The sequence below is a fragment of the Flavobacterium supellecticarium genome, from assembly GCF_004801375.1.
GTDB lineage: Bacteria > Bacteroidota > Bacteroidia > Flavobacteriales > Flavobacteriaceae > Flavobacterium > Flavobacterium supellecticarium.
The window spans coordinates 284,047-297,145 of sequence record NZ_SSNZ01000001.1 but is presented as its reverse complement, the minus strand read 5'-3'; the positions used below and the strand labels follow the sequence as shown (position 1 = coordinate 297,145).

Annotated in this window: 11 protein-coding genes; all 11 read left to right on the top strand. The window is 40.5% G+C overall.

Going from position 1 to position 13,099, the window contains the following annotated elements:
• The 11 genes from E6C50_RS01495 (at position 1) to E6C50_RS01445 (ending at position 13,098) form a co-directional block, all read left to right on the top strand.
• Positions 1-1,584: an FMN-binding glutamate synthase family protein gene (locus tag E6C50_RS01495; protein WP_136401433.1), complete on the top strand. Its 1,584-nt coding sequence runs from the start codon at positions 1-3 to the stop codon at positions 1,582-1,584.
• Between the two features lie 18 nt (positions 1,585-1,602).
• Positions 1,603-2,034 (top strand): acyl-CoA thioesterase, encoded by a 432-nt coding sequence (locus E6C50_RS01490; protein ID WP_136401432.1) that lies wholly within the window; start codon positions 1,603-1,605, stop codon positions 2,032-2,034.
• Positions 2,035-2,055: 21 nt separating this feature from the next.
• On the top strand, positions 2,056-3,036 hold the full coding sequence (locus E6C50_RS01485) for a carbon-nitrogen hydrolase family protein (protein ID WP_136401431.1): 981 nt from the start codon (positions 2,056-2,058) through the stop codon (positions 3,034-3,036).
• Between the two features lie 2 nt (positions 3,037-3,038).
• Complete coding sequence (locus tag E6C50_RS01480; protein WP_136401430.1) at positions 3,039-4,154, top strand: cupin domain-containing protein; 1,116 nt, start codon at positions 3,039-3,041, stop codon at positions 4,152-4,154.
• Positions 4,155-5,066, top strand: coding sequence for a fumarylacetoacetate hydrolase family protein (locus E6C50_RS01475; protein ID WP_136401429.1), 912 nt, complete (start codon positions 4,155-4,157; stop codon positions 5,064-5,066). It begins immediately after the preceding gene.
• Between the two features lie 22 nt (positions 5,067-5,088).
• A complete protein-coding gene (locus E6C50_RS01470; RefSeq protein WP_136401428.1) occupies positions 5,089-5,838 on the top strand; it encodes a maleate cis-trans isomerase family protein in 750 nt (249 codons plus the stop codon).
• A gap of 497 nt (positions 5,839-6,335) precedes the next feature.
• Positions 6,336-8,537 (top strand): tetratricopeptide repeat-containing hybrid sensor histidine kinase/response regulator, encoded by a 2,202-nt coding sequence (locus tag E6C50_RS01465; protein WP_136401427.1) that lies wholly within the window; start codon positions 6,336-6,338, stop codon positions 8,535-8,537.
• A gap of 78 nt (positions 8,538-8,615) precedes the next feature.
• Complete coding sequence (locus E6C50_RS01460) at positions 8,616-9,296, top strand: response regulator transcription factor (protein WP_230978932.1); 681 nt, start codon at positions 8,616-8,618, stop codon at positions 9,294-9,296.
• Between the two features lies 1 nt (position 9,297).
• On the top strand, positions 9,298-10,659 hold the full coding sequence (locus E6C50_RS01455; RefSeq protein WP_136401426.1) for a HAMP domain-containing sensor histidine kinase: 1,362 nt from the start codon (positions 9,298-9,300) through the stop codon (positions 10,657-10,659).
• A 110-nt stretch (positions 10,660-10,769) separates the two neighbouring features.
• A complete protein-coding gene (locus E6C50_RS01450; protein WP_136401425.1) occupies positions 10,770-12,014 on the top strand; it encodes a TolC family protein in 1,245 nt (414 codons plus the stop codon).
• A 1-nt stretch (position 12,015) separates the two neighbouring features.
• Entirely contained in the window at positions 12,016-13,098 is a 1,083-nt protein-coding gene (locus E6C50_RS01445) for an efflux RND transporter periplasmic adaptor subunit (RefSeq protein WP_136401424.1), read from the top strand.
• Position 13,099 lies beyond the last annotated feature (1 nt).

Genomic DNA, 13,099 nt, shown 5'->3' with positions numbered 1-13,099 from the left:
ATGAGAAAAGCATTTGTAGTTTTTAGCATAACCGTTTTATCCATCACGGCTATACTGATTTACGTCAATTGGAAATTCAGTTTTTTACTTTTGATTTTTATCCCGTTGGTGTTAATGGGACTGCACGATATGTACCAGTCCAAACAAAGCATCAAACGCAACTTTCCATTATTGGGACGTATGCGGTATCTTTTGGAATCTATCGGACCCGAAATGCGGCAGTATTTTATCGAAACCGATACCGAAGGAAAACCTTTTAACCGACTACAACGCAGCTTGGTGTACCAACGCAGTAAAAAAGAAACCGATTCGATGCCATTCGGAACGCAATTAAACGTATACGAACCGGGCTACAAATGGATCAACCATAGTATCAAAGCCATTCCTTTTTCGGAAGTGGACTCCAATCCGAAAATTAAAATCGGATCCTCCCAATGTGAAAAACCCTATATGGCGAGTCTTTTTAATATCAGTGCGATGAGTTACGGATCGCTGAGTAAAAATGCGATTCTGGCTTTAAATTCCGGCGCCAAACAAGGCGGTTTCTACCATAACACCGGCGAAGGTGGTCTTTCGCCCTATCATCTTGAAAACGGAGGCGATATCGTATGGAACATCGGTACCGGTTATTTTAGTTGTCGTGATAATGAAGGACGATTTTCGTACGACGAGTTTGTCAAAAGAGCCACATTGGACAATGTAAAAATGATTGAAATAAAATTCTCGCAAGGCGCGAAACCCGGGCATGGCGGAATTTTACCCAAACAAAAAGTCACCGACGAAATCGCAGCGATCCGATTGGTTCAAAAAGGACAGGATATTATCTCTCCTCCCAGACATTCGGCTTTTAGCACACCTTTGGAATTAATGGATTTTATCAAACTCCTGCGAAAAGGTTCCGGTGGAAAACCAATCGGTATGAAAATCTGTATTGGTAACAAATCGGAGTTTTTGTCCATTTGTAAAGCCATGGTACAAACGCAAACCTATTTCGATTTTATAACCGTAGACGGTGGCGAAGGTGGTACCGGTGCCGCACCTCAGGAATATTCCGACCACGTGGGAATGCCATTACGCGAAGCACTCGCCTTTGTTTACGATAGCTTAAACGGTTTTGGTATCAAAAATGAAATTAAAATCATCGCCAGTGGTAAGGTTATTACCGGCTTTGACATTATAAAATGTCTTTCTATCGGTGCCGATGTCTGCAATTCGGCACGTGGGATGATGTTTGCACTCGGTTGTATTCAGGCATTGGAATGCCATGCGAATACGTGTCCGACCGGTGTGGCCACTCAGGATCCAAAACTGGTAAAAGGATTGGTTCCGGAAGAAAAAAGTATACGGGTCGCCCGTTTTCAGCACGAAACGGTAAAAAGTGCGATGGAATTAATGGCCTCTGCCGGAATTGAACACCCGGACGACGTAGATCGTACTGTGATCAGCGCCCGTGTGAGCGGAACCAAAATCGAAACCTATTACGAAATGTACCCTGAAATTGAAAAAGGTTGTTTACTGAATGAGAATACCCTTCCAACCGCCTTTCAGTTTTTCTGGAAAAAGGCAACCGCCGAAAGTTTTTAACCCCCTATTATCCAAAAAATGAATCACATCTTTATAAAAACCGAAAAAGTACGCTTTCAACATGTCGATTATGCCGGCATTGTTTTTTACCCCCGTTTTCTCGAAATGCTCAACTGTCTTGTGGAAGACTGGTTTGAAGAAGCCTTAGGTCGTCCTTTTTCGAAAATGCATGAAACCAACGGTATCCCAACCGTCGATTTAAAAGTACAGTTTAAAAAAGCCGCCCGATTAGGCGAAACACTCACTAAGAAATTATGGGTCAAACATCTCGGTGGCGCTTCCATCCTATGCGGTTTCCGGTTTGAAGACGAAGCCGGAGCAACCTGTCTGGAAGGCGAAGTTACCCTGGTCAATGTCGCTTTTAATCCAAACCGGGACGGAATTAAAGCCGAGGCTTTTAACGACGATATGAAACACAAAATAAACCAATACCTACTGGTTACGCTGTAACCATTAAACCTTAAAACTAAAATGGAATTTTCAAAGTTTAAAGCGGCAACCGTTCAAACGGCACCGGTTTTTCTAAATGTAGAAAAAACGGTCGATAAAGCCATTTCGATTATCCGGGAAGCCGCCGCCAACGGTGCGGAATTAATCGCTTTTCCGGAAGTATTCGTCGCCGGTTATCCGTACTGGAACTGGATTATGACTCCGGTACAGGGAAGCAAATGGTACGAAAGACTCTATAAAAATTCCGTTGCGGCAGACGATCCGGAGATCAAACGAATCGAACAGGCGGCTCGGGAAAACAACATCCATGTGGCAATCGGTATTAACGAACGTGGTACGAGTTACGGTGAAATATACAATACCAATCTTATCATAGACAATACCGGTCAGTTGATTGGTAAACACCGAAAATTGGTGCCTACATGGGCCGAAAAACTAACCTGGACTTCCGGTGACGGTTCCTCTTTAAAAGTATACCCGACCAAAGTCGGTCCAATTGGAACGCTGGCTTGTGGCGAAAACACCAATACATTAGCGCGGTTTACGCTACTATCGCAAGGCGAACTCATCCATATTGCGAATTACATTTCGCTACCGGTTGCGCCACCCGATTACAATATGGCCGAAGCGATCAAAATTCGCGCAGCGGCACATTCCTTCGAAGGAAAACTATTTACAATAGTGTCCTGTTCGACCATTTCACAGGAAATCATGGACATTTTAAAAGAAGATGTTCCCGATGCCGAAACCCTGTTAACCCGCAAAAACTCTGCTTTTTCCGGTTTTATTGGCCCGAATGGCGCGCTGATTGGCGAACCGATTATAGACGATGAAGGGATTGTTTATGCTGAAATCGACTTAGAAAAATGCATTCAGCCCAAACAAATGCACGACATTTTGGGACATTATAACCGTTTTGATATTTTCGATTTACGCGTAAACACCGCTCCTACCCGAAAAATCACCTTTATTAATTCACACGAAGCGTTTAACGCAAAATAACCATGGAAGATCAATTTAATGATGACGTTATCGGGCGAGCTCGGGTAAAAGACACCCCGGAACTCGAAGCCTATTATAAAGAACTGGAAGCACTTGGCGCCGGTGCCTTATGGACCGTAGCCAATGATATCGAACCCTGGGAACCGCGAACCTCTTCCGTTCCGATGCTTTGGAAATACGAAAATCTGCGCGAACTGGTCTTAAAATCATCCGAACTCGTAACCCCCGAACAAGCCGGACGTCGTGTGGTCTATCTGGTAAATGACAAACGCAAAGACGTAAGTGCGGCCGTAGGATGGCTGTACACCGGAATACAAGTCACCCGTCCCGGAGAAAGCACTTCGGCACACCGACACAAAGCATCGGCACTTCGTTTTATTATGGAAGGCTCCGGTGGTTATACCATAGTTGACGGTAATAAAATCATGCTGGAAGTCAACGATTTTGTGATCACTCCAAATTCCACCTGGCACGAACACGGTGTGGAGGAAAACGGAAAAACCTGTATCTGGCAGGACGGATTGGATATTCCGCTAGTAAATGCTTTAGAAGCCAACGACTATGCCGTTTTTGACGGTAAGCAGCCACTCGACGCACCCCTAAATTATTCCCCGTTAACCTATGGCGGAGCAGGAATGATTCCGGCCGATACCGTTTGGGATAAACCCTATTCACCCCTTTTTAAATATTCGTGGACATCGGTTTATCCGGCCTTACTGGAAGCCGCAAAAGTCAACGAAGGATCACCTTACGACGGAATCATCATGGACTACACCAATCCACTCACCGGTGGACCGGTTATGCAAACCATGGGGGCGTCCATACAATTGTTACGCGCCGGCGAACACACCAAAGCCCATAAACACACCGGATCGATCATCTACCAATGCGCCAAAGGCAAGGGTTATTCCATTATTGGTGGAAAACGATACGACTGGAAAGAACGGGATATCTTTTGTGTACCCTCATGGGTTTACCACGAACATGTAAATCTTTCCGAAACCGAAGACGCCTGCTTATTTTCGTTTAACGATCTTCCAGTGATCAAATCATTAGGACTCTATCAGGAACAAGCCTACCCCGATAATAACGGATACCAAATAGTAAATAATTTATAAATGAAACTCGCTACCTACAGAATTAACCATACTACTCCCCGTTTGGGAGTTGTTCAGGACAACCATATGATTGACCTGGAAGATGTTGCCAAAATCAAACAAGAAACCTTGCCGTTAACCATGCTCGACTTGATCGATGCCGGATTGGATGAGGTACAACGCATTCAGCAATTAATCGACAGTTTAACGGACGAAGAAAAAAGCAATTGCTACTACCCCTTATCGAATGTAACGTTTTTGGCTCCGATTCCAAAGCCACGTAAAAACATCTTCGGAATTGGTCTTAATTATACCGAACACGTGGCCGAAAGCGCCCGTACGCTGGACACTTCAAATGAATTACCACAACAACCGGTTATCTTTTCAAAGCCACCAACGGCCGTTATCGGAACCGATGAGTATATCATCCACAATCCGAAATTAACACAGCAATTGGACTGGGAAGTGGAATTAGCGGTGATCATCGGAAAAAAAGGCAAATACGTTCCCAAAGAAGAAGCCTTGGATCATGTTTTCGGTTATACGGTGATCAACGATATCAGTGCGCGGGATTGTCGTCGATCCGGACAATGGATCGTTTCGAAAGGTCAGGACACCTTTGCACCAATGGGACCGGTTTTAGTCACCAAAGATGAAATTCCGGATCCGCATAATCTAAACCTTTCCTTAACCCTAAATGGCGTTGAAAAACAAAGCTCGAATACCAAATTTATGCTCTTCAACATTAACGATCTGATTGAAGATTTAAGTACGGTTTTCACCCTCGAACCGGGCGATATTATTGCCACCGGAACACCGGCTGGTGTAGGCGCCGGAAGAGCACCTCAGGAATGGATGTGGGATGGTGACGTTGTTAAAGCAACAGTTGAAAATATTGGAACTATAACAAACACTATCAAAGAATTAAATTAAAAAACAAGAATCTTTTTATATAATGAAAAAATACAGAATCGGCCAGATTGTACCCAGTTCCAACGTAACGATGGAAACCGAAATTCCGGCTATTTTCCATTCTCGTGAAACCCTCTTACCGGAGCGTTTCACTTTCCATTCCAGTCGGATGCGAATGAAAAAAGTAACCAAAGAAGAATTGGAAGCCATGGACGCCATGAGTCTGAAATGCGCTCAGGAATTATCCGACGCCCATGTCGACGTAATGGGCTATGCCTGTTTGGTTGCGATTATGAGCATGGGTCGTGGGTACCACTGTGTTTCGGAAGTAAACCTACATCAGGAAACCGTACAAAACAACTTCCCTACGCCAATTGTCACCAGTGCCGGAGCTTTGATCAACGGATTAAAAGTACTCGGTGCCAAAAAAGTCGCCATAATCACTCCCTATATGCGACCGCTAACCGATATGGTGGTGGATTATATCGAACATCAAGGCTTTGAAGTGGTCGATTCCATTGCATTGGAAATACCAGACAATCTTGAAGTTGCGGCTCAGGATCCGATGAATCTTTTGGAAATATACAAAAGACTTAATCTGAACGGTGTAGATGTTATCGTTGCTTCGGCCTGTGTACAAATGCCTTCACTCGAAGCTATTGATCAAATTCAAAAAGAAACCGGAATTCCGGTTACTTCGGCGGCCGTTTGTACCACCTACGAGATGATGAAAAAATTAGGTCTGGAAGCCAAAGCAGCAATCGGAGGCGAATTACTCAGCGGGAAATACTAATATCCTCAATAACATTTCGTTAAAATCCTGTATAAAATACAGGATTTTTTTATTTGTTATAGCATCATCCCGTAATCAATGCATCCAAAATGAGTACATTTTGCTCCACTATCCTTTTTATTCTAATTTACATTCCCAATCCTAGTCCGAAAAAAAACAGTTTTATTCAATTTATGTCATTATATTTTATCTTTTTCCCTACATATTGACATAAAGACAAATAATCACAAATCGAATAACTACTTAAATTAAAATAAAACTGTTAATTTTTTTTAAATAATAGCAGTTCAATATAAACATTTAAAAACTTTTTAACAAAAAACAATTTTAGTCTTAAAAAAAGTGAGAAAAAATTAATTCTCACATAATGAGAACAATTTAATTCTCAAAACATTCTCTTTATAGTATTTTTGTACTAATATTGTTATGCCAAATAATTACGATTTTTAACAAAATACCGATCTGTGTAATTATAACAGTAGTTTTTTAAGTGATCAATGACTAATAAGCCATTACGTACATTTCTATTAGTGCTGTTGTCTTCTCAGTTTGCTTTTGCCCAAACAGAAGAGATGACCCGAAAAGAGATTTCTAAAATGATCGCTAAGGCAAGCAATCATATGTTAAATCTGGAATGTGAAAAATCGCTTATCGCCGCCAAAAACGCTCTCAACGAAGCCTACCAGATTAACGATAAAGTACTGATTGCTAAAGCTTATAACATTATCGGGCTTAACCATGAGGAATTTTCCGATTTTAAAAAAGCAGTGCAGTATTATGAAAAAGGACTTCGCTACGCCAATCAAACCAATAACGATACCATAAAAGACTGGCTGCACAACAATCTGGCCAGCGCTTACTGTTACCATAAACTCGATTTTGAAAAAGGAATCGAACATTATAAAATCGGACTCTATTATTCCGAAAAATTAAAGGATAGCACCGAAATCATCTATACGCGGTTGAATATCGCCAGTGCCTATTTCGAAATCAAAAAATACGAAGAAGGATTCAAGTACCTGGTCGGACTGGAAAAACAGATCCAGAAAGGCAACGCATTGGAAGCCCAGATATCCCTTAATTCGTTGTTAGGCTCCTATTACACCCATTCCAACAATTTTGTAAAAGCAGAAGCTTTTTACAAAACCGCGCTGGAGCTTTGCAAAAAAAACAAGGTGGAATTCCTGCAAACCAATGCCTGTGATCTCTACAAAGAGTTTTCTCAGTATTATTTTAAGATCAAAGATTTTGAAAATGCCTATTTTTATCTTGAAAAGTATACGGCTACAAAAGAGCAGATTTATAACGAAGAGCGCATCAACGAAGTAAAAAAAGCCGGTAGTCAGATTGAACTGGACGAATACAAAAGACTTGTGTCGCAAATTGAAAGCGAAAAACAACTTCAAGCCAGAAGTTTACAGCAATCGCGCATTATTGTGGTGTTGTTTATCATTACGCTTATCTTTCTGTTGTTATTTCTCTTTTCGTTATACAAGAATAATGAAATCCGTAAAAAGATCAACAACGAGCTTAAAATTGCCAATAAACAATTAAAAGAAGCCAAAGATCAGGCTGAAGAGGTTTCCCAACTCAAATCGCAGTTTATTTCCACTATTAGTCATGAATTGCGTACACCACTCTATGGCGTGGTGGGAATCACCGATATTATTACCGATGAGCACAAAGAGCTTTCGGAAAGTTCCTATCTGAAATCCTTAAAATTTTCAGCCAAATATTTATTGTCGTTGGTAAACGATATTTTACAGGTGTATAAGATTGATGAAAATAAAATCAAACTGGAAAATTCGGCTTTTAACATTATCGAGGACTTACATCTGGTAACCGACAGTTTGATGTTTCTGGCTGAAAAAAACAAAAACCGATTGCTACTTGAAGTAGACGAAGATATCCCCCCCCTATTGATTGGCGATCGGGTGCGTTTGTCTCAGATTTTTATGAACCTGATCGGAAATGCGCTTAAATTCACGCATAAAGGCCGTGTTAAAATCACCGCGCAAATTGAAAAAATTGAAGGTACGATTTATTATATCAAATTTGAAGTAATCGATAATGGGATTGGTATAGCCGAAGAAGATCAGGAAAAGGTTTTTGAAAAATTTGTCCAGATCGAACGCAAAGAAGACGACTATCAGGGAACCGGTCTCGGACTTCCAATTGTAAAACAACTGGTTACCCTTTTTAACGGGGAAATCAGCATTAAAAGTAAAGAAAACGTTGGAACGACGATGACGGTTGTTATTGGCTTTGATTCGGATCCGAAGCAAATCAAATATTATACCGACAATCTCGAAGTGGAATACGCTTTGGAACAAAACTACCGCGTATTGGTTGTCGAGGATAATAAGATCAATCAGATTGTGACCAAAAAAATCCTGGACGACAATAATTTCCCGAATGTCATTGTCGATAACGGTTTCAACGCTCTGGATCTTTTGCAAAAAGAAACCTTCGATGTGGTATTAATGGACATAAATATGCCGGCTATCAACGGTTTTGAAACCACCAAACGTATCCGTGAACTGGGAATCACCATTCCGGTTATTGCGCTAACCGCTTTCGATAAACAGGAAATTTCCGAACAAGTATATGCTGCGGATATGAACGGCATCATCATCAAGCCATTTGAACCCAAGCAACTGTGCAAAATGATTGTGCAGCTATGCGGAACAAATACATAACACTTTATTCCGGGCTTTATTTTTTAGAATCGTATAACTTTCCTACTTTTACTATTCTTATCTGACAGCCGCCATCAAATGATTAAAATTCTGCTACTGGAAGACGACTTAGTACTCTCAAAAGAAATCAGTGACTTTTTAAAAACAAAGGACATTGCATGTGATTGCGTATTCGACGGAGAAGTCTTTTTCCGCCAATTGCGCTCCGGACAATACAACATTTACCTACTGGATATTAACGTACCAAAAATCAACGGACTGGATGTATGCAGTCAGATTCGGGAAACCGATCAGACGACACCTATCCTGATGATCAGCGCTTATGGCGATCTGAACGACAAAATGGATGCGTTCCAATTGGGCGCCGACGATTATCTGGTAAAACCGTTTCATCTGGAAGAACTACTGATTCGGGTTTTGGCCCTGTTACGACGTAGTACTACACCGCAAAACGAAGAAAAAGTAATCGTAATTGACGACCTTGAAATTGCCCCCACTTCGATGACTGTAAAACGAGCCGGTACTGTTGTGGAACTGACACAAAAGGAATACCAGTTGTTGTTATTACTGGCCAAAGCCAAAGGTCGGACGCTTTCCAAACAAACCATCTCAGAGCAGATTTGGGACTCTCATTTTGACACCAACCTGAATACTATTGAGGTATATATCAATTTCCTTCGAAAAAAAATCGATAAAAACCACGAGAATAAACTCATTCATACCCGACCGGGTTTTGGGTATTATCTAAAAGACGAATAAGATGACGTTAAAGAGACGTATCGCCGTGAATGTCAGTATTGCGTTTTCCGTAATCTACGGGATATCGGCTATATTTATCTATATCTCATTTTCGACCTTCCGGAAAGAAGAATTTATGGAGCGTCTCGAAGAAAAAGCCTTAACTACTACTAAACTATTACTTGAAGTAAAAGATGTAGATAATCAGATTTTAAAGCTTATCGATCAAAATACAATTAATAAGCTTTACAATGAAAAAACACTGATTTTTGACAGCAATTACAAACTGATTTATAGCAGTATCGACGACGCTTCTGTAAAATGGGATGTCAATTTTCTGCAAAAAATAAAAAAGCACAAAAGGGTTTATACGATCGAAAAAGAGAAAGATGTATTAGGTGTTTTTCACATTTATAACAATACCGATTATTATATCATTATTGCCGCCGAAGACAAATCCGGGATGAGTAAACTGGAATTTTTATACCAGATTCTGATCCTATCGTTTTTTATCGGGACCACACTGGTATGGGTTACCACGTATTTTCTGATTCGAAAATCATTGGAGCCACTTGATAATTTCCAAAAGATCATCACCAGTATTTCGATTAACAAATTAAATACGCAAATCATCGAATCGTCTAAATCAGATGAGATCAATTTGCTTTCCAAAGCCTTTAATCAGATGCTATTGCGTATCGAACGCTCCTATCTGGCGCAAAAAGAGTTTACGTCGAATGCTTCTCATGAATTGCGTACACCCATTAGTCGGCTGACCTTACAGCTGGAAAATCTGATACAACAAGGCGGTCATAACGAGAATACACTGAATTATCTGAACAATATGAGCAAGGATGTCAATCAGATATCCGATTTGATCAACTCGTTATTACTACTGGCACAAATCAATGCGTCCAATTTTGGCGTCAATTTCCAACAAGTGCGCATTGACGAAATCATTTTTCAGGTTTATGAAAAAACGATTAAAAACTTCCCGGACTTTCAAATGAACTTTGAAATCGAAAATACCGAATCTGATCTGGAAATCAAAGGGATAACCTCATTATTAGAGATCGTTTTTGCCAATCTTTTTAAAAATGCTTATCTTTATTCGTACGACCGTAAAGTAAATGTGATCATTGAAGACAATCCAACGGGGAATATTCAGATTCGATTGATCAATAAAGGAGAGAAACTTTCCCCAGAAGAAGAAAAGAAAATTTTCAACTCGTTTGTTCGTGGTACCAAAAATCAAAAAATTCAAGGTTCCGGTTTGGGGCTTCGTATCGCCAAACGTATTCTTGATTTGCATAAAGCAAAATTAGCTTATGCCTATGAAGATGCTTCCGAACAACACGAATTCACGCTTACTTTCCCGGTTTAAAACACCTTTTTCCGATTCATCTATACCTTTTTAAGCTTTTTTTAAGGTCGGCTTTAAGGCTGTTTTAAGGTTACTGCCCACATCTTTGTAACAAATTAAACTCATTATAGATGAAAGTAGCTCCTTTTGTACTATCACTGCTGTTTTTCCAATTGGCCTTTTCACAAAAAAGCATTACGCTAAAAGACTGTGAAGATGCTATGCAGAAAAACAACTTCCAGTTACTGGCCGAACAATACAACATTACCGCGGCACAGGCAGCTGTTATCCAAGCCCGAATTTGGGATCACCCTAATATGTCATTAGCGCTTAACGCCTTAAACCCGGAAGACAAACGGTATTTCGACGTGGGCAAAAACGGACAAAAAGCCGTTGCTATAGATCAGTTGATTCATATTGGCGGTAAAAAACGTAACGAGATCAAACTCGCAAAATCCAATGTGGCACTGGCCGAATTACAATTTGAAGAATTAATGCAGGATCTGAAACACGAACTGCGGCAAAGCTTTTATGCCGTTTTTTTCGATCAGAAGAAAATTGCCAGTATCGAATCGCAAACAGCACAAATCCAAAGCCTTCTGGAATCCTACGAAGTACAGGCCGATAAAGGTAATGTTCCTTTAAAAGATGTGGTGCGCCTACAATCCTTATTACTAAATCTTAAAAACGATCGCATTGCCATCCAAAAAGACATTACCGAAAACAAACAAAAATTAAATATTCTGACCGGTATTGACGAAGAACTAACGCCATCGGCCGATGAAAGTGAACTAATGCTAACTTTCAATAGTCCGAAATATGCCGAAAGTGAATTGTTTAACATCGCTAAGGAGAAAAATCCGGAATACCTGAGTGTTCTAAAACAGGTTGAAAACCAGGAATTGGCTGTAAAACTTCAAAAATCATTATCGGTTCCGGATGTCACAGCCGGTCTGGCCTACGATCAGGTGGGTGGTGCCTTTAAAAATGAGGTAAACTTTACCCTGGGAATTCCATTACCATTATGGAATCGAAATAAAGGAAATATTAAAATTGCCGAAGCCGAATTGGGTCAGTCGAAAGTCAATAAAGATCAAAAAACGCTCGAATTAAAAACACAGGTAAACAGCTCGCTTTCGATCTGGAAGGAACAGAAAAAAGAATATACGTCCCTGTCGAAATCCATAAACGAAAATCTCGACCTGGTTTACAAAGGCGTATTAATGAACTTTCAGCGTCGTAATATTTCCCTGTTGGAATTTACCGATTTTATGGAAAGCTATAACCAAAGTACGCTTCAGTTAAACGAAATGCGCAAACAACTCATCCTGTCCGGAGAACAAATCAATCATATCACCAATTCAACTATCTTCTAATATGAAATATCCAATAATAACCTGTCTGTCGCTACTGGCCTTAATTTCGTGTCAGGACAAAGAAAAAAAAGCGGAAATAAAAGAAACTTTTGTGCTGAGCAATAAAATGCTGCAAACGACCAAAACCGCTCCGGTGATTTTAGAACCGCTTCGCAACGAACTGAATTATTACGGAAAAATCACAACCGACAACAACAAGACCATTGAGGTATTCCCCGTTGTTGGTGGTAGCGTAGCTAAAGTATATGTTGAATTGGGCGATTACGTTAAAAAAGGGCAATTGCTGGCAACCATCCGAAGTACGGAAGTAGCCGATTTTGAAAAAGAACTGGACGATGCCAAAAACGATGTGATCGTAGCCAAAAACAACCTTAAAGTGGCTCAGGAATTATTCGAAGGAAAATTAAATGCCGAACGCGATGTACTGGAAGCCAAAAGCAACTACGATAAGGCCAAATCGCAATTACAACGTATTCAGGAAACCTATAAAATTTACAACATCAAATCGGGCGCTATTTATGAAGTACGTTCTCCGTTGAGTGGTTTTATCATCCAGAAAGACATCAACGAAAACATGTTGCTGCGTAACGACCGAAGCGACAATATTTTCGATATCGCCGAGATCAACGATGTTTGGGCTATCGCCAATGTCACCGAAACGGATATCAACCAGATCAAACTGGGCGAAAATGCCGCCGTAACCACGTTAAGTTACCCGGATAAGGTTTTTAACGGAAAAGTGGATAAGATCTTTAATATCATCGATCCGGATACCAAAGCCATGAAAGTGTTGATCAAACTTAATAACCCAGAGTATGTTTTAAAACCGGAAATGCGTGCTTCGATCAAAATATCCTATGTGGAAAGTGAAAAGAAAATGTTGGCCGTTCCGGCTTCGGCAGTGATTTTCGACAAAAGCAAAAATTTTGTGATCGTCTATAAAGACCGTAACAATATCGAAGCCCGACAAGTGGAAGTCTTCCGTCAGGTTGGTGAAACGGCTTATATTTCAAGCGGAATCAACGAAGGAGAAAAAGTAATGACACAAAATCAGTTGTTAGTGTACGGCGCCCTAAATGAATAGT